Here is a 17,250-nt window from a genome sequence, read left to right as displayed (position 1 = left end):
CTCCAGCTAATTTCAACTCATCATCGATCCGGGAACGTTTAACGGGGAATTCTCCTGTTAAAACAGCCGGATCACCCCAAATGCTCAGTTCTAGTGCAAATTAACGGGAAAATTTCCAGTTATTTGGTTGAAATCCTGGCTGATGCTAACGAATAACTTGAGTTTCTCCAGTTATTCCAGCATCAAGGGAAATCTTCCTACTAATCCAAGTAATCCAGGACGCAGCGGAGAAAGGTACCGGTTGATTATCGGAAAGTGCTATGTAAAGAATAGCAAACCCGGGAACTCGTGCTGCAAACAGCAACCGCAAACTAGCCGTATTTTTTCACAAGATGTGCGTACATTTGGCAAAGTAATCCTGATAAGCTTGATCCAATAAGCCAAAGGAGGAATTTGCATGCTGAAGGTAGCTATTATCGGGTCGGGGGCGATTTCGAACGCGCATATCGAAGCGTATTTACAATTTCCGGATCGCTGCCAAATTGTGGCGATTAGCGATATTTATGTGGAGAAGGCTCAGGAGAGAATTGACCATTACGGGCTGAATGCCAAAGCTGTAAAAGATTATAAAGAGCTGCTCACGGAGGAGATCGATCTCATTTCCATCTGTACGCCGCCGTATACCCATGCCTCGTTGGCGGTTGAATGCATGGAGGCAAACATGCATGTGATGGTGGAAAAGCCGATGGCGTCTTCGCTCGAAGAATGCGATTTGATGAATGAAGCTGCGCGGCGCACGGGGAAACTGTTGTCCATCGTAGCGCAAAACCGCTTCAAAACGCCGATGATGAAAATGAAATCGGTTCTGGAAAGCGGGCTCATCGGGAACATCCTGCATGTGCAGGTCGATTCGTTCTGGTGGCGAGGCCATTCGTACTATGATCTATGGTGGCGCGGTACGTGGGAAAAAGAAGGGGGAGGCCCGACGCTGAACCATGCGGTGCATCATATCGATGCTTTGCTGTGGATGATGGGCAGTCCGAGCGAAGTACAGGCATTGATGAGCAATGTCGCTCACGATAATGCCGAGGTTGAAGATATTTCGATCGGAATTCTGCGCTATCCGAACGGATCGCTGGGTCAACTGACCTCTTCTGTCGTTCATCATGGGGAAGAGCAGCAGTTGATTTTCCAAGGCGCCAAAGCGCGCGTGTCCGCACCGTGGAAGGTGAAGGCCTCGCTTTCCAAAGCGAATGGCTTCCCTGAGCCTAATCCGGAGCTGGAGTCGCAGCTGCAAAATTACTATGACGCGCTGCCGGAAGTCGCGTATGAAGGTCATGCGGGCCAAATTGACAATGTGCTTACAGCGATTGAAACAGGTTCGCCGCTCTTGATCGATGGCATTAGCGGCCGACAAACGCTTGAACTAATTACCGCCATCTATAAATCGGCGAGTACGGGACAAACGGTGAAGTTCCCGATCGGTCCGGAGGATGCCTTCTATACACGAGCAGGCGTGCAAGCGAATGCGACCCATTTCTATGAAAAAAAGAAGTCGATCGAAAACTTCGAAGCGGCGGCCATTACGACTGGAAGCACTTACAAATAGGGACGTCGAGGCAGACCAAGTCAACGCTGTTTCTGCCACTGCAGACGGAATTGATGAGGCGTGCTGCCCATTCGGCTTTTGAACATTTTGCAGAAGTAGGAACAGTTCGTAATCCCGATCGTTTCGCCGATTTGGGCAATCGACTGTTCGCTTGAAGTAAGCAGCAAGACCGCCTGCTGCATTCTGCGTGCTGTCACATAATCGGAAATAGAGCTTCCTGTGCATTCTGTGAACAAGTGAGACAGATGGTAGGGAGACAGGTGAAGTTCGCTGGCCATATGCTCAAGGCGAAGTGGCTCCGTGTAATGTGCTTCCAGCCAGCGCATGATGCGCTCTGCCTGATGCTTGTGGCGGGTGGGTCCGGAGTCGAACTGCACTTCGCTGCGTTCCCAAATTTGCCGAAAAGCCCGAAAAAAAGCAACCAGAAATAAGGAGAACTCCTCGACATAATCTTTCTTGGAGAGGCTCGGTATTTTCTCGTCCAAGCTTGGAAAGAGGGAAAGCAGCGACTCCGGCTCGCCGATATTGTAAATGCATGGCGCAGGCAGCTTGCTATTGTGCATTTGCTTAAAGAAAGCGAGCAGACTCGGCCATCTTTCAAAATAAGGCTCATATAAAAACGGCTCAAAATGCACAATCGAGCGGATGAACGGCGTATCCGGATTCACCTGAATATGGTGAAGCTGATAAGGCTGGAAGACGCACAGCATACCTGCTTTTACTTCATAGCTCTTCTGATCGACGATCAGCGTGCCGTGTCCTTCATGCACGAAGAGAATTTCAACGCCTTGATGAGCGTGAAAGGTGCCGTGAAACTGTTCGTTGCCGATCGTTTGGCGGCGATAGGCAAAGTAGAGCGGGCTGTCGCTGAAGCTAAGATTTTCAATGTATGCCATAGGAAACACGTCCCTCTGCTGCTCCGGCAGCGTTAAAAGAGCTTAATCCCAGCATAAGCATGCTGACGGATTAAGCTTTTTTGAATGAGGCAAGGCGGGTTACTCCGCCGTTACCTTTTGTAATTTAGCAGGATTGTTGATCTTGTACGGTACAGGATGCTTACTAAGCTTCTTGGCTACAATTTTGCATTCGAAGGTGACCGTATCACCGATTGTGAGCTCCAGCTTTTTCAGTGTGTTGCTGTGGCTGGACCAAGCTGTGCCGATCTCCATCGCGGGATCCGTAATGGAAACTGCCTCATAGATGACAACTTCATCGTCATTGTCGGAGAAATTGTTCGGTACGGTCGTAAATTCCTGAACCGTCGCAATCATTTTCACTTTATCCTCAGGCAGCTCAAGCTTAGGGGCTTTTTCTTTTTTCGTTTTTTCTTTCGGCTGTTTGGTTTTCGGTGCTTTAGCTTCCTCGGCTTCTTGTACGGCAGGGAGGTGGTCTTCTGTAGCGGATTCCACGGCTGCCGGAGCTTCGATGTCTGACCCTGCGGCCTCGGCTCCAGCAGTATCGTCATCCGTTGCTGCCGTAAGTCTTTGGCTGTAATTGGCCGCCTGCATCTCTTTCAAATAGGAAGGATGAATGCAGTGCAGCTGCTTATTGTCGAATTCAATGACAGCGGTCATTTTATCTACGAAGCCGACGATGCCGCACGGCAGATTCATGCCGTTTCCTTTATAGAAAAATGCTTTTGTTTTGGCCGCTTTCTCGGAAAGCAAGCCCCATTCCTTACACTGTTCCAGCTGCTCGGTTTCATCTTCGAAGCTGGTATACGTTTGGGGCTGAATAGTGAATGCATGAACCATGTTCGGTGCCGCCTTTCTATGTATTTATGTCATAAAATGCAATTATTCTTCTAACCGGTAGTCATCGGTTTTCTCGCCGTCTTCCCAAATCTCCACGAATAGAGCTTCGCAGTTATCGAAGTCGGCTGGCTTTAGCGACAGCGCTTTTTCCTCGTCCGGTCCTACATAAACATTTTCCATTTCTTCGCCGTCGAAAGAGAGGATGACGTATATTTTCATGTCAAATTGCCTCCAAATAAGTTGATATGGATCATTATAACACAATCGCAGAAATGTTCGTATGCGGCGACTTCTCTCCTCATATACATCAATACAAGCCGGATTTCCGATGAATAAACGGGGATTTCAATCATAGCGATAGAGGAGGTTTCTGGGATGGTGATTGCGATGATTTGCGTAATCGGGTGTCTCTCCGGTTTTGTGCTGTTTAGGAAAAATGTCCTCCGAGCAGGTTATGTGCCAGGAGCGGATAAAGTCAAGGTGTCCGTCATTATTCCGGCGAGGAATGAAGCATGCAATTTGCCGCATCTGCTCCATGCGCTCAAGATACAAACCCTGGAACCGTATGAAATTATCGTGGTGGATGATTTTTCGGAGGATGACACGAAGGAGATTGCGGAAAGTTACGGGGTCACGGTCATTTCCAATCCCAGTCTTCCCCCAGGCTGGACAGGGAAAAATTGGGCCGTATGGAACGGCTATTTGCATGCCACCGGGGATATGATCGCTTTTCTTGATGCTGACATCCGAATGGTGCCGAGAGCGCTTGAGTCGCTGATCAAAGCACGGCATCAAGCAGGGGGCGTTATCTCCGTCGTACCTTATCACTACACGGTGAAGTTTACGGAAAGGCTTGCTCTTATTTTTAATTTCCTGGGGGTATTTGCTTTCACGTCCCCTTTTGAGAAAAATAACCCCAATAAGGGGCTTTACGGCTCCTGTATTTTAACGACTAGAGAAGATTACGAGAAAATTAAGGGACATGAAAGTATTAAAGCGGAGATGCTGGACGACCTGAATCTCGGAGCCGCCTTCCGTAAAGCGGGTATCGAAGTAACGAATTTCATCGGCTATGGGCTTGTTTCCTTTCGCATGTATGCGCAGGGGATCAAGAGCCAAATTCAAGGCTTCGGCAAAGGAGCCGTGCTGGGCACATCCAAGATGAAGAGCGGGACCATCCTCCTTATTGCTTGTTGGGTTGTCGGCTTGATTGTATCGGAAACATTCTTTTTCTTTATCCATACATCCTGGTGGCTGCCGTTGTTCATGGGCTATTTGATTTACATGCTTCAACTCTTTTACTTTGTCAGGTATGTAGGTGTATTTGGATTCATTATGCCTGTGCTGCATATATGCTCGACGTTATTTTTTATCATTGTTATGCTGTACTCGGTTTATCAGGTTGTGTTTCTGGGCCATGTGGCATGGAAGGGAAGGCAGGTCAAGGTAGGAAGCAGGCGGGAGCTATGACCATCCTTTGGACGGCTTGCGCTTTTTTGTCCGGTTCTTTGATGTTTTCCTATTGGCTTGGACGCATGGGCAGGCACAACCTCAAATACGTTGGAGATGGAAATCCGGGTGCCTTAAATTTGTGGAAAGCAGCGGGGTATCAACTAGGGCTTGCAGGCATAATTCTTGACTTTTTAAAAGGATATCTGATTCTCGGTTGGATCTTCGGATTTAACTTGGAACATACCCGTGTTCAGGGCTATGCAATCATTCCCATTGCTCTGGCGCCTGTATTCGGGCATGCGTTCTCGCCATTTCTAAAGGGAAAGGGCGGCAAAGCAATCGCGGTCACGTTCGGTGTTTGGAGCGCGCTGACGCGTTTCGAGGCTTCGCTCGCATTGGCGATTATCTTGGCTGTAGGCATGGCGGCCGCGAAGCTACTGGCCAGAGGCCGGCCCACATCCCCTGAAGCAGACGGTTTGCAGGTGGCGTTCGGCATGCTGCTTTTAGGCATATATTTGTACTTGGGCGGATATCGAAATGCGATTCTGTGGGTATGGCTAGGGAATTTTGCGTTGATATCGTTTAAGCATCGAAAAGAGCTCGCCTTCTTTCTCAAAAAGAAGCACGCTGAGCCCGGCGGCGAATAACGAACGAAGGCCGTGGCCTCAGCCGCAAACATAAGGGGTCGCTTCGATCTGATTACATACTAGTCCCGACCAAGGGAAAAACTAGGGATAATCAGAAAGGAGTGACCCCTTCGCATGGATAACAGCCTTCACTTAAAAGAGGAACGGTTAAATGCCTTGAGCCATGGAATCGGTGCGGCGCTCAGCGCTTTCGGACTCGTACTGCTGCTTCAGCGCGCCGCCATGTTTGGCGATATTGCTTATACGTTAAGCAATACGATTTACGGCCTATCCTTTTGCATGGTGTATTTATCATCGACACTCCTGCATTGTTCCCGCTCGCGCAAGTGGGGAGCGCGCTTTGAGGTGCTGGATCATGCCGCAATTTTTATCGCCATTGCCGGCTCATACACGCCTTTCCTTATGATTACGCTGCAAGGAACATTGGGTTACTCCATGCTGCTGCTGATCTGGGCGCTCGCTTCGGTGGGCGTTCGCTATATTCATTTTATTATTCGGCGTTTTATCCCTTGGGGACTGTGTCTGTATTTGCTGCTTGCAGGATTGATGGCTTCGTTAATTGCACCACTGCAGGAAAGGCTTCCTGTGATTGCTATCCAATGGATCGTAGCCGGCGTCATTTTGTACAGCATAGGACTCTTGTTTTTTCTATGGCGGAAATTACGCTATCATCATGCCATTTGGCATGTGTTCGTCGTTGCCGGCAGCGGCTGCCATTTTATCGTCGTATACGCGTACGTGATGCCGGCTGTCCTTTAATCTATAAGCTCGGTCCGATCCGGTTAATGCTGAATTCTTGATGGCCGAGAATTTCCGATTTCGTCAGTTTGCCTTCTGCCACATCGTAGATTTCCTGCCAAATGCGGGCTCCGGCTTGCTCTAACTGCAAGGTGCCGGCAAGCATTTCGCTCACATCCACATCCATATTATCTTCCATGTTCGAATAAGTGAATTTGTTCGCTGTAATTTTGACCACCGGGACGACGGCTGCGCCCGTAGGCGTTCCACGGCCCGTCGTGAAACAGACGATGTGCGCGCCGCCGGCCGCCATACCGGATACGCATTCAATGTCGTTGCCCGGCGAGTCCATAAAATACAATCCGTGCTCGGGGATTTGCTCCGCATAGCCGATCACGTCCTCGATCGGGTGCGTCCCGCATTTGCTGATGCAGCCAAGCGATTTCTCCTCGATCGTGGAGAGTCCTCCGGCGATATTGCCAGGGCTTGGATTGCCTCCGCGCATATCTGCTCCCATCCGTTCAATCTCCCGTTCAAAGCGCTCGATCGCATGGTAAAGCTTATCGCTCGTCGCTTTGGACGAGCACCTGCCGGCCAGGATGTGCTCGGCGCCGATAATTTCCGTTGTTTCCCCGATCACGACGCTGCCTCCGGCATCCATCAACTTATCTGCAGCGACACCTAAAGCAGGGTTGGAGGCCAAGCCCGAAGTGGCATCCGAGCCGCCGCATTTCACAGCTACTTTCAATTTATTGAGCGGTACCGGAGATTTGGGCTGCTGAGCCAACTGAGCCAGCATGCGTTTGGCCAGTTCCGTGCCATGCTGTATCGCTTTGACAGAACCCCCGACGGATTGAATATCAAACACCTCTACCGGTTTGCCAGTCGCCCCGATGGCTTCGGCCAATGCAGCAGGGTCGATGACCTCGCAGCCCAAACTGATAATGATGGCTGCGCCCACATTCGGGTTTTTCCCGGTTCCGGCCAGCACCTCAAAGGTTCTGTTTTTGTCGTCCCCAATTTGGCTGCATCCGTGTTGATGCGGAATAACAACAGCGCCTGGAATCATTTGCGCGATCCGATTACACACATGATTGGCGCAAATCACCGTCGGGATAATGATTAAATGATTGCGGATGCCGATATCGCCATTCGCTCTTGGATAACCCATGATTGTCGTCATTTCGCACGCTCCTTGACCTGTTTAAGAAACATCCGCTCTCGCCATATCGCCGCGGCCGCGCGTGCCCTCGATATTATGAACATGAACATGCTCACCTGCTTGAATATCGCGGGTTGCTCTGCCAATGATTTCTCCATATTTATATACCTCGGTGCCTTGCTTAATGAGACGGATGGCCACTTTATGCCCGAAGGGGACGGAGTCCTTCAATGGCAGCGTTTGCAAGTCGGTATCCTTTAAAAAATGAATGGACTCGCCGCGGCTGACATCGCGGAGCACGGTTGCGACATCGTCTTTTTCGTTCATTACCAGACTATCTGTTCCTTGACTAAAGTCATGCGCCATAGTGAGCCTCCTTCTAGCCTTGAATCTCTGTACAACTTTCAGTTTAAGGAACGGGATAGCCTTAGATAAGTACTTTTCTCATGCATGTTAGCACAAGATTAAGATGATTGCCTCGTTAAAAATGTTGGCATGATGTTATCTTAGTTTTGTGCTAGCTCTGATTAAGAATGTCTATTAAGTATCTTCATCGTCTTTTTTATAATAGGGGTATGTTACAGCATTCCATACACGCCACAAGGAGGCAGAAAATATGCAGGAGCAACAACCTTTATTATTGACTGACGAGCAAATGAGAGAGTTTATTACAAACGGGTGTCTCATTCTTAAAACCGATTTTTCCCGTGCGTTTCACGCCAATCTGCTTGAGCAATTAAACACGGTGTACGCGGAAGAGGGGAATCCCGGCAACAATTTATTACCCCGCATCCGGGAACTGCAAAAAGTATTCGATCATCCCGTTGTTACCGGTGCGTTAACCAGCGTATTAGGTCCGAACTATATGATGCATGCGCATAGACATGGACATTTCAATGCGCTGCCTACTGCGGGCGGTTGGCATAAAGATAGCTATTGGGGATATGACCGCGTGCGCAATCATCACCCGAACTGGGCTATGATTATGTATTTCCCGCAGGATACGCCTGTGGACTTGGGGCCGACGGGGATCATGCCGGGTACGCAAAATCATCAGAAACGGGCATTCGAATCGAATGAGCACCCGGGGGAGGTTTTGGCGAGCGGAGAGGCCGGCACGTTCGCGCTGATCCATTACGATATTTGGCACCGTTCTACGCCGAACATTTTGGGAGAGCCGCGCTACATGCTGAAGTTCGAGTTCATGCGAACCGAGATGCCGAAGCAGCCGAGCTGGAACAATCAAGAACGCGAATGGAAGCGGCCTGCCAACTTGCTCGCTCCGCTTGCTGAGCACGATCTCATGTGGGAAGAGACATGGAACTGGTTATTCGGGGAAGTCGGCAGCCTGACCGGAAAAGCGGCGTCAGATCCGCAGCAAATTCAGGAATTGGCGGGCAAACTGGGCGGTCCTGAGCCTGTTGCCATCAATGCCGCCTATGATCTCGCGCGCAGAGGGCAGTCCGGCGTCCATGCTTTGCTGGAAGGGCTGCTTAGCGATGATGCGAATGTATCCCGAATATCCGCTTACGGCCTGTCGGTTTCAGGAAGCGAGGCGGTCGATGGATTGATGGCTGCGCTGAACCATGAGAATGCCGATACGGTAACGCATGCGGTTTTTGCGCTGGGCGAATTGAGAGAGAGCGCCGCCAAAGCGGTTCCTTCGTTAACGAGGCTGCTCGATCATCCCGAGGATAAAATCCGCTGCGCCGTGGTGGACTCGCTCGGATTTATGACCTCACCGCTAGATAGCGTAGTCTCCAGTTTGGCCCGAGGCCTTCAGGATGCCAACGCGCAGGTTCGCTTCATGGCCAGCTTGTCTTTGTCCCGCTTAGGAGCTGAGGCTGAGGCTGCCGTACCGCAATTGGAAATCGCGCTGGACGACGAGAACCGGTATGTCCGCGCGCATGCTGCGGAATCATTGAACTACATTGGCACGGAGCGGGCTAAAAAGTCGCTTATCAGGTTCCTGTTAAACAACCGCTGGTGCTCCACAACGACGAAGGCTAACGCTTTTTATCCGTAAAATCATCTTTGCAACCGGCAAACGCAAGGATACGAAAGAGACCGTCTCTCAGCCATTCTTCATGGCTTGGAGACGGCCTTATTTTTTTATAAGGACTCGTTCATTTCAATGGTTTTTGGCTTCAAATCACGGAATGCCGTTGGTTTAAAACCGGTTTGCTCCCGGAACATGCGGGAAAAATACGACAATTCCATCCCGAGCGCATCGGCGATTTGCGAAACGTTCATTTCCGTCGTCATGAGCAAATCTTTGGCTTTTTCGGAACGCAGATGATTCATGTATTGAATGGGCGAATAGCCCGTAAACTGCTTGAAGGCGTTAATGAAATAATTGGGATGATAATGCGCAAGCCGGGATAGCGTGTCCACGGACACATTATCGGCAATATGCTCCTCCATGTAGAGCAGAACTTTGTTCATTTTCTCAAACGTAGGCGTGGAGGTCAGGTTTAGCTTGACAGATGGATTCTGCTCGATAAAATCCGCAATAAAAGTCATCAGAATCGAGTAGGCCCGGAATTCGGAGGTTAAACTGTCGCTCTGGCTGTAAGCGATCAACTGTTCAAAAGTTTGCTCCAATTCGTCCGGATTTTGAACTTTCATGCAAGGAGAAGTTTGCAAGAGCTGGAACAGATCCAAATCCCCGATTTTTGCCGTAAAATGGCACCAGTATTTCCCAAAGGTATGATCGCTTACTGTCCCATAGGCTTGGTCGCTGCCGGCTGGAAGCAGGTACAGCTCTCCCGGTTTCGGATAATAAGTGGTATTCCCGATCTTCACATAACCTTCACCCTCGCGTATAAAATAAAGCCGGTTAAACGGACAAGTGGGGTTCTCGTCCTGCCATGACTTTTGGACTTTGGTGTAAGCCGCGTAGGACAAATCCAGCTTCGCCTTGGCGAGATATTTCTTCCAGAATGTGCGCTCGCTTGCGTTCATGCCTGTCTTCATGCTTTATATTCCTTTCACGAAAATCCGGCAAATGCCCTCAGCAAACTGCTCCTTCGTATAGCCCAGAACTTCTCTGTGATATAAGTAATTATCCGGAATGAGGGAAGTTAGAATTGTATTGACGGTCAATGTCACATCGATAGGCTGAATTTCTCCTTGCTCGACAGCCAGGTTTAGCAAAGGAGCGAGAAGACTGCGCAGCCTCACAAAAAGCGGTTTTTTATGCAGACTGAAGCTGCGTTTATCCGTGTGCATCGAAACGATCGTCGCAAGCAGGGAGGCCTTATCATCGACAAAATCGATCATTTGATAAATAAAATCGGACAGTTGTTTCATAGCGGTCACATCAGGTTTGGGTTCAGCCAATTCCGCTTCAAGAGCAGCAAGGAACTGGGTTGTGGTGGAACGCATCAAATCACTGCATACATCCCCGATATGAGCGTAGCGGCGGTACAGCGTGCCTTGGCCAACGCCGGCCTCTTTTGCAATTTGATGCATGGTGACGTTTTCAATATTATGGGTTTTAAAAAGGGTGCGAGCTGACGAAAGGATGCGCTGGCGATATTCCGAATCGCGCTCCTCGCGTCGTCCGCAAATTGGATTTGCCTCTATGTTGTCTTCATTTAACGAGTTTTCATGGTCTTCCGGATGCTTCATGCCTACTCCTCCTGAACAAACGATTCTTCTTCATAAAAGAAACATTTGACTTTGCGGACAATTGTCCGTATTATGATGTAGCGGACAATTGTCCCGTTTATAATTGTAACACGATTATGTGTTATTGTCGAAGGAGGAGCTAGTCATGAGTCAACCATCAATATCCGGTGCAGCGGAGCCGGTATTTAAGATTACAAGCATTTTAGTTCCACTCATCGCCATCATCTCAGGTATTTTCATGGTCATCCTTGATTCGACGGCGATGAACGTCGCATTATCGAAGCTTGTGATCGATTTTAAAACCGATTTGCCGACGATTCAGTGGACCGTCACAGGCTACATGCTGGCAACTGCTGCGGTTATTCCGCTTGCCGGATGGTTATCCGACCGATTTGGCGCAAAACAGGTGTTTTTGACTTCCGTCGTTCTGTTCACAGTGGCTTCCGTCCTCTGCGCAACACCGAACAGCGCGGAAATGCTGATTGTATTCCGTATTTTGCAAGGCTTGGGCGGCGGTTTCGTGATGCCTGTCGCTATGGCGTACGTCTTCCGTTTGAGCCCTCCGAATAAAATCGGGCAAGTGATGGGGATGCTCGGCGTGCCGATTTTGCTTGCCCCTGCGATTGGCCCGATCCTCGCAGGTTGGCTCGTTGAGTATCATTCGTGGCATTGGATTTTCCTAATTAATTTGCCTGTCGGTATTTTCAGTTTCATCTTTGGATTATGGAAGCTTCCATCCGTTGGACGCAAAGCAGTTCCCGGTTTCGATTTGCCCGGTATGATCCTCGGGCCGATCGCTTTCGCCGCGCTATCCTATGGGATTACCCAAGGCGCGGAGAGCTGGACGTCAGAGAAAGCGCTGGGCGGAATGATCATCGGCGCAGTCGCATTGATTGCTTTTATCATTGTTGAGCTGAAAGCCAAAACTCCTTTGCTGGAGCTGCGAGTTTTCAAATCTGTGGATTTCTCCTTTAGTATTTTCGTGCAGTGGGTGCTGCAATTCAGCTTGTTCGGAGCGATCTTCCTGCTGCCGCAATTTCTGCAGCAAGCCCGCGGATACGGGGCGTTTGATACAGGACTGACACTGTTCCCGCAAGCGATTGCCTCCGGGATCATGATGCCGATCGGCGGTTACTTGTTCGATAAAATCGGTGTCCGTTGGTTGGTGGTTGTCGGGCTTACGCTGGTTTCAGGCGCGATCTATCAATATTCGCATGTCGATTTAACGACAGAAGGCAAGGACCTGCTTCTGCCGCTGATTATGGCTGGTGCCGGTATGGGGTTAATGATGATGCCGCTCAATTCGCATTTGATCAAGAAAGCCCCGCAAGATTTGGTAAGCCGCGTTACTTCTCTTACTAGCGCGATGCAGCAGGTTATCAACTCATTTGCTGTGGCTACGCTGGTTACGGTTCTCTCTTCACGCGTTACGACGCTGATCAGTGAACAGAAAATTGCGATCAACGGTCCTGCCGATATGCAAAAAGCGATGCTGGCCGTGGCCCCTGAAGCGTTCGGCTACACGTTCCGCGTCATGCTTTTCATCGCTGTCGGCGGCATTTTCCTCGGCCTGTTCCTGCGGCGCGGTCAACAGCAGCCGGATGCTAAGGAAGGCAAACGCGAAGTTGCTTTAGAAGCTTTGCACTAATCAAAAAAAGCTGCCTCGTGTCTCTTGAGACAACGGGGCAGCCTTTTTGTTTATTACCACTCCTTGCGCAGAGCAAATAAATCATGAAGCTCTTCGTTCGAGAGTTCGGTGATCCACGCTTCCGATGTGGAAATAACGTTTTCGCTCAGACTCATTTTGCTCTCCAGCATTTCGTCGATTTTCTCCTCTAAAGTGCCCAAAGAGATAAATTTGTGCACCTGCACATTCCTTTTTTGCCCCATCCGGTAGGCGCGGTCTGTGGCTTGGTTTTCCACTGCGGGGTTCCACCAACGGTCAAAATGGAACACATGGTTCGCGGCGGTTAAATTGAGACCGACACCGCCTGCTTTCAGCGACAAAATAAAGATCCCGGGTCCGTCTGCAGCCTGGAACGTGTCAATCATTTTGTCGCGTTCTTGTTTAGGCGTGCTGCCGTTCAGGTACAGAACGGGTTCGGCCCGTTCGGCCTGCAAAATCTCAGCCAACAGCTTGCCCATGCTGACATACTGCGTGAAGATCAGGCAGGAGTCGCCTTCATCCCGCAGCTCGCCAACCATGGCAACGAGCCGTTCCAGCTTCGCCGAACGCGTGATGAAAGCTTCCCGGCTGTCTTCGGCGTGCAGACTGTCCTCGGAGAGAGGAGTCTCCTTGGTTAGCAAAACCGGATGGTCGCACAGCTGCTTAAGCTGGGTTAACGCAGACAGGATTGCACCTTTGCGCTCCATGCCCTCCAGCTTTTGCATGCGTTCCATAAGGTGTTTGACCGCTTGCTCGTAGAGTGCTCCTTGCTCCGCGGTCAAGTTCAGGTAGACTTTCGTCTCCAGCTTCTCCGGCAAATCGAGCTGGATCGCAGGATCGTTCTTTTTCCGGCGCAGCATGAAAGGCTTAACGAGCTTCTGGAGCTGAAGCGTTCGCTCTTCGTCCTGATGCTTTTCGATCGGATTTGCGAAACGATGCTGAAAGCCGCGCTGGTTCCCAAGATAGCCGGGGTTCAGGAAATCGTAGATCGACCAAAGCTCTGACAGCCGATTTTCGATTGGCGTACCTGTCAGGGCGATCCGGTGCTTTGCTTTTAGGGAGCGGACAGCTGCGGATTGCTTGTTTTGAGCGTTTTTAATATTTTGCGCTTCATCTAAACAAAGGGAGCTCCATACCGTTTCCTGCAGCGTTTCTTGCTCCATCAATGCGGTCGTATAAGAGGTCAGCACGATATCGGTGTTTTGCAGAACCTCTGCAAGCGCCTCGCCGCTCAACCGCCCTTTTCCGTAGTAGAGCAAGACCTTAAGATCCGGGGCAAAACGCGTCAGCTCTTTCTGCCAGTTGCCCAGTACCGAGGTTGGGCAAATGAGCAGAGCGGGCTGCTCGGATTCCGCTTGGTGATGCAGCAAATACGTAATAAATTGAATGGTTTTGCCAAGGCCCATATCATCCGCTAAACAGGCGCCCAGCCCGAATTTTCGGAGATAGGTCAGCCATGTAAAGCCTTCCTGCTGATAGCTGCGCAGTTCAGCCCGCAATACCGCTGGTACTGGAATTGCCTGCAGTTCCGAGGGTTGTCCGAGCTGTCGCAGGAGCGCCATGAGATGCCCGTTCAACTCAACTTCCAGTTTGATTCGTTCTTCATGTTCAGCATCGTCTTCGGCTGTTTGGCTTCCCTTCGGCGAGTCCGCTTGCTCCGATTCGCTGAGCAGATGGAGTTGGAAAATATCGAGTAAGGACAACCCTTCTTGCGGGTCAACGCTGTCCATCAGCCTGCGAATCTGCTCAAGCAGAGCCGGGTCCAAATAGACCCATTGGCCGCGGAAGCGGATCAGACGCTCGTTGCGCGAAAGCAGCGCGGCGAATTCCGCTTCGGTCAAGTCGGCTTCGCCAATGGCAATCCGCCAGTCGAAGTCGACTAAGGCGTTCAGCCCGAATAGCGACTGGCCCTTGCCTCCCGCCTCGGAGGACACCTTCGCGCGCAGCCGCGGCTTGCGTTTGGAAGCGGCTTCCCACCAGCCGGGCAGCATGACATTCCAGCCGCCGTCAAGTAGGTACCGGCTGTCTGTCGTTAAGAATGTCCAAGCCGCTTCATCGCTTAGTGGCTCAGCCAAAAGCTCTGTGCCGCTGCTTCCGCTAGGCAGAGCTTCGGCCAGCCGTGCCGCCCAGCCGGCAGAGCGTTCCTGCACATAGGGGGTCCAGCTGCTATCCCATGTGCCTGCTGCCGTTCCGTCTGCCGAGAGGCGAATCGGCGTCAGCACGGAATTATCCTGTTTGTCTTGAAGCACTAGGCGGAGACGCCAAGTGTCGTCTTCTTCATCCGGCTCCAGCAGCTGCAGCGCAGGGCGGAAAGGGGCCGTATCCGGCCGCCAGCCAAGGGAGGCGAGCCATTCTTCTTCCGTCAGCGCGGAGGGTGAAGCCGATCTTTGAAACAGAGCGGGATAATCCCGGCGAAGATCGGAGAGCGCGGCCTCGCTTGCATAGTGCTCCGCAGCGACTGCGGCGGAAAACGCCGCTCGAAGGCCGGAAAACCCCTGGCCAAGGGGATCAAGACTCTCGAATGCCGCCCAATCCAATGTTTTCAGCGCTTCTGACTCTGCATCCCAAGTCCACCCGAGAGCTCCTCTGCGGAAATCGTGCAAACTGGGCACATAATGCCCTGCTTTTGCTTCTTGGTAGAGAAGAGGTGCGGCTTCAAGCATAGCTTTCATAGCGGTATTCCCATTATCTAAATGCAGAATGTCCATAAATTCCGGCTCTGCAAAGAAGGGCAGCACCCAATCCGCGGGCAGAACGACTACCGAGATGTCTCCAGCCTGCTGCAGCTCCAGAACGGTACCGTAAAAAGACGGCTCATGCCATGCGAATAAGAGGTTTCGCAACTTGTCGCCAGGCACTTCCCGCTCGTCAAGCTCCCCCCAGAATAAAGCGTCGCCGCTTTCTGTAAGTGTCATATTTACTGTTAAATCATGCAATATAGCGTTCATCCGAGCAGCTTTCCTTTCCTGAGTTCCTCTTGCAGAGCACGCAGTCTGCTGTGCCGTTCTACAAAACCGGCCAAAAATGTATCCCAATGGCCCGGCTGCTTCATTTTTTTGTACACTTTTTCCAATCTTTTGAGCAGCCGGACAGCGGCCTTGTAGTCTTGGCGGTTTTTTAGACCTACGTAATGGTTCACGGCTTGATGGTAATAGGGCAGGAGCAGCTGCGGCGCTTCTTTCTCAATGGGCTGCAGCACGCTGACCCGGTGAAAGAGGGGATCGTGTCCTAAAACAATTTGCATCTCCAACCATGCCTTCCATTTGCCCTGCTTATAGAGAACATCTTCGATGAGATAGTAAGAGCGGGGGAGAAGCTGCTCGAATGTTTTCCACATGAGCTCCTCCGCTTCCGGCAGGTGAGCAATAGCTTTCTGCCAATAAGTCGCGTAGGTGTCAAGCTCCCGTGTTCGCGGATTATTGAAGAAAATCAAGGTTTTGTTCAACCAATTTACGAGTTCCTCCCATTGAAGGGTATTCTGCAAATAGTCAAAGAAAGCGATGAAAAAATAGGCCGGCGTTTCTTTGAAGGATGGGCCGTCTTCCAATGCCGCCCAAGCTTCTTTTGGTTTTGACAGGATGAGGAGCAAGTAAGCTTTAGCCGCAGAGAGAGAAGGCGTTAACTTATCGTTATCCTGTGTGTCTTGCTTTATGGCTTCAATTTCTCTCGTGGCGTAAGACTTGGCTGCTGTCTCGTCTTCAGCTATCCATTCCGTCCAGAGTGCCGAATATACGCCAAAATCATGATAACTGTGCCCTTGTTGCTGAGTCATCTGGCCTCTGAGATAAGCGAAGGTCGTCTCAAGGCGCTCGCTGGACTCGGGATGAACGAATTGTGAAGCATGCTCCTTCAATAAGCTCAAAATATCATCGTAAATTTTGTAAGTGGCGGAAGACGTAAAGTAGCCGGTACTGCTTTGCGCCTTCTGTTCTTGTATTTTTCGCTGGAGAAAGAGTTCCTGATGCAAGTTAAAAAAGGCCCGGTCCTGATCGGAAAAAGGGATAGCATAGTTGTTCAGCCTTCTTAGTTGACTGCGCAGCTCCTGAACGTACACGCCATGGTCGTACGTCGGTGTAACCGGGGAAGTAAATTGGTCCAGAACCGAGTGCCACTCAAGGACGGATATCGTTGCCAGTTGAAGAATGGCAGAGACGGAAGTAGGAAGTGAAGCTGCGCGTTTGAGCTGCATTTTCGCATTCATAATTTGGGTTGCCGGGTATCCAAGACGATCCGCAAGCTCCATCATGACCGCGGCCTGGTGCTTGCAAGTGCTGTGAACCGGGCATGTGCAGCTGCCATCTTTAAGTTTGTTCAGGTTGAGCGAAACACGATAAGAATCTGACCCATTCACTTTTGCTTGGACCAGACGGGCGTCAGTAATGTTTAGAGAGACGACTTGTCCCTGTTTAAAATAAGTAAACCCTCGGCTGAGAGTTACATCCGTGTAAGATTCAGCAACATATTTGAGCAGCTTTAACCACTCTTCATCATTTAAAACGGTGGAAGAACTCATAGGCTGGCTCCTTGCTCATAAATAAAGTATCTAATAACCTTATTAGTATAAATAGTGATGGGCATATTGTAAATTTTGTTTGTTGAATAAATGAGAAAAAGAATAGTTATAATTGGAATAGAGCCGCATTGACAAA

At 50.4% G+C, this 17,250-nt stretch carries 15 protein-coding genes; 6 read left to right on the top strand and 9 right to left on the bottom strand.

Annotated elements, in window-relative coordinates; translation table 11 throughout:
* Positions 1–397 precede the first annotated feature (397 nt).
* Positions 398–1,549: a Gfo/Idh/MocA family protein gene (locus tag GC097_RS32655; RefSeq protein ID WP_171687437.1), complete on the top strand. Its 1,152-nt coding sequence runs from the start codon at positions 398–400 to the stop codon at positions 1,547–1,549.
* Positions 1,550–1,569: 20 nt separating this feature from the next.
* Here GC097_RS32655 and GC097_RS32650 read toward each other — a convergent pair whose 3' ends face one another.
* The 3 genes from GC097_RS32650 to GC097_RS32640 form a co-directional block, all read right to left on the bottom strand.
* On the bottom strand, positions 1,570–2,445 hold the full coding sequence (locus tag GC097_RS32650; RefSeq protein ID WP_171687436.1) for a helix-turn-helix domain-containing protein: 876 nt from the start codon (positions 2,443–2,445) through the stop codon (positions 1,570–1,572).
* 99 nt (positions 2,446–2,544) lie between these two features.
* A complete protein-coding gene (locus GC097_RS32645; protein ID WP_171687435.1) occupies positions 2,545–3,303 on the bottom strand; it encodes a hypothetical protein in 759 nt (252 codons plus the stop codon).
* 42 nt (positions 3,304–3,345) lie between these two features.
* Positions 3,346–3,522 carry a hypothetical protein gene (locus GC097_RS32640; protein WP_171687434.1) on the bottom strand — a complete coding sequence of 59 codons (177 nt, stop codon included), beginning with the start codon at positions 3,520–3,522 and terminating at the stop codon, positions 3,346–3,348.
* A 156-nt stretch (positions 3,523–3,678) separates the two neighbouring features.
* Between GC097_RS32640 and GC097_RS32635 the strand changes: the two genes are divergently transcribed.
* The 3 genes from GC097_RS32635 to trhA all read left to right on the top strand — a co-directional run bounded on the left by GC097_RS32635 (position 3,679) and on the right by trhA (position 6,161).
* Complete coding sequence (locus GC097_RS32635) at positions 3,679–4,773, top strand: glycosyltransferase family 2 protein (protein WP_171687433.1); 1,095 nt, start codon at positions 3,679–3,681, stop codon at positions 4,771–4,773.
* Positions 4,770–5,402 (top strand): glycerol-3-phosphate acyltransferase, encoded by a 633-nt coding sequence (locus GC097_RS32630; RefSeq protein ID WP_171687432.1) that lies wholly within the window; start codon positions 4,770–4,772, stop codon positions 5,400–5,402. Before GC097_RS32635 ends, GC097_RS32630 begins: the two co-directional genes overlap by 4 nt.
* A 114-nt stretch (positions 5,403–5,516) precedes the next feature.
* Complete coding sequence (gene trhA / locus GC097_RS32625; RefSeq protein ID WP_171687431.1) at positions 5,517–6,161, top strand: PAQR family membrane homeostasis protein TrhA; 645 nt, start codon at positions 5,517–5,519, stop codon at positions 6,159–6,161.
* Position 6,162: 1 nt separating this feature from the next.
* Here the strand turns inward: trhA and GC097_RS32620 are convergent, their stop codons facing one another.
* Positions 6,163–7,323: a UxaA family hydrolase gene (locus tag GC097_RS32620; protein ID WP_171687430.1), complete on the bottom strand. Its 1,161-nt coding sequence runs from the start codon at positions 7,321–7,323 to the stop codon at positions 6,163–6,165.
* A 21-nt stretch (positions 7,324–7,344) separates the two neighbouring features.
* A complete protein-coding gene (locus GC097_RS32615) occupies positions 7,345–7,668 on the bottom strand; it encodes a UxaA family hydrolase (RefSeq protein ID WP_171687429.1) in 324 nt (107 codons plus the stop codon).
* 250 nt (positions 7,669–7,918) lie between these two features.
* Here GC097_RS32615 and GC097_RS32610 point away from each other — a divergent pair, with 250 nt between their 5' ends.
* Positions 7,919–9,328, top strand: coding sequence for a HEAT repeat domain-containing protein (locus GC097_RS32610; protein WP_171687428.1), 1,410 nt, complete (start codon positions 7,919–7,921; stop codon positions 9,326–9,328).
* A gap of 86 nt (positions 9,329–9,414) precedes the next feature.
* Here GC097_RS32610 and GC097_RS32605 read toward each other — a convergent pair whose 3' ends face one another.
* Positions 9,415–10,278: an AraC family transcriptional regulator gene (locus tag GC097_RS32605; protein WP_171687427.1), complete on the bottom strand. Its 864-nt coding sequence runs from the start codon at positions 10,276–10,278 to the stop codon at positions 9,415–9,417.
* Between the two features lie 3 nt (positions 10,279–10,281).
* Positions 10,282–10,935 carry a TetR/AcrR family transcriptional regulator gene (locus GC097_RS32600; protein WP_171687426.1) on the bottom strand — a complete coding sequence of 218 codons (654 nt, stop codon included), beginning with the start codon at positions 10,933–10,935 and terminating at the stop codon, positions 10,282–10,284.
* Positions 10,936–11,080: 145 nt separating this feature from the next.
* On the opposite strand from GC097_RS32600, the gene GC097_RS32595 reads away from it, so the two are divergent.
* Positions 11,081–12,583, top strand: coding sequence for a DHA2 family efflux MFS transporter permease subunit (locus GC097_RS32595; protein ID WP_171687425.1), 1,503 nt, complete (start codon positions 11,081–11,083; stop codon positions 12,581–12,583).
* Between the two features lie 53 nt (positions 12,584–12,636).
* Here the strand turns inward: GC097_RS32595 and GC097_RS32590 are convergent, their stop codons facing one another.
* Positions 12,637–15,549, bottom strand: coding sequence for a DEAD/DEAH box helicase (locus tag GC097_RS32590; RefSeq protein ID WP_171687424.1), 2,913 nt, complete (start codon positions 15,547–15,549; stop codon positions 12,637–12,639).
* Positions 15,546–17,114, bottom strand: a complete 1,569-nt coding sequence (locus GC097_RS32585; protein WP_171687423.1) for an SWIM zinc finger family protein — start codon at positions 17,112–17,114, stop codon at positions 15,546–15,548. The genes GC097_RS32590 and GC097_RS32585 overlap by 4 nt, the downstream gene beginning before the upstream one ends.
* Between the last annotated feature and the right edge of the window lie 136 nt (positions 17,115–17,250).

Source organism: Paenibacillus planticolens (genome assembly GCF_013141725.1).
GTDB lineage: Bacteria > Bacillota > Bacilli > Paenibacillales > NBRC-103111 > Paenibacillus_E > Paenibacillus_E planticolens.
Note: the sequence above shows the minus strand (reverse complement) of the source record. Positions and strands in the feature narration are given on the sequence as shown.

Excerpts from the sequence above, each read along its gene's own strand:
- GC097_RS32655 (WP_171687437.1), top strand. The coding sequence starts at position 398 with ATGCTGAAGGTAGCTATTATCGGGTCGGGGGCGATTTCGAACGCGCAT.
- GC097_RS32650 (WP_171687436.1), bottom strand. The coding sequence starts at position 2,445 with ATGGCATACATTGAAAATCTTAGCTTCAGCGACAGCCCGCTCTACTTT.
- GC097_RS32645 (WP_171687435.1), bottom strand. The coding sequence starts at position 3,303 with ATGGTTCATGCATTCACTATTCAGCCCCAAACGTATACCAGCTTCGAA.
- GC097_RS32640 (WP_171687434.1), bottom strand. The coding sequence starts at position 3,522 with ATGAAAATATACGTCATCCTCTCTTTCGACGGCGAAGAAATGGAAAAT.
- GC097_RS32635 (WP_171687433.1), top strand. The coding sequence starts at position 3,679 with ATGGTGATTGCGATGATTTGCGTAATCGGGTGTCTCTCCGGTTTTGTG.
- GC097_RS32630 (WP_171687432.1), top strand. The coding sequence starts at position 4,770 with ATGACCATCCTTTGGACGGCTTGCGCTTTTTTGTCCGGTTCTTTGATG.
- trhA (WP_171687431.1), top strand. The coding sequence starts at position 5,517 with ATGGATAACAGCCTTCACTTAAAAGAGGAACGGTTAAATGCCTTGAGC.
- GC097_RS32620 (WP_171687430.1), bottom strand. The coding sequence starts at position 7,323 with ATGACGACAATCATGGGTTATCCAAGAGCGAATGGCGATATCGGCATC.
- GC097_RS32615 (WP_171687429.1), bottom strand. The coding sequence starts at position 7,668 with ATGGCGCATGACTTTAGTCAAGGAACAGATAGTCTGGTAATGAACGAA.
- GC097_RS32610 (WP_171687428.1), top strand. The coding sequence starts at position 7,919 with ATGCAGGAGCAACAACCTTTATTATTGACTGACGAGCAAATGAGAGAG.
- GC097_RS32605 (WP_171687427.1), bottom strand. The coding sequence starts at position 10,278 with ATGAAGACAGGCATGAACGCAAGCGAGCGCACATTCTGGAAGAAATAT.
- GC097_RS32600 (WP_171687426.1), bottom strand. The coding sequence starts at position 10,935 with ATGAAGCATCCGGAAGACCATGAAAACTCGTTAAATGAAGACAACATA.
- GC097_RS32595 (WP_171687425.1), top strand. The coding sequence starts at position 11,081 with ATGAGTCAACCATCAATATCCGGTGCAGCGGAGCCGGTATTTAAGATT.
- GC097_RS32590 (WP_171687424.1), bottom strand. The coding sequence starts at position 15,549 with ATGAACGCTATATTGCATGATTTAACAGTAAATATGACACTTACAGAA.
- GC097_RS32585 (WP_171687423.1), bottom strand. The coding sequence starts at position 17,114 with ATGAGTTCTTCCACCGTTTTAAATGATGAAGAGTGGTTAAAGCTGCTC.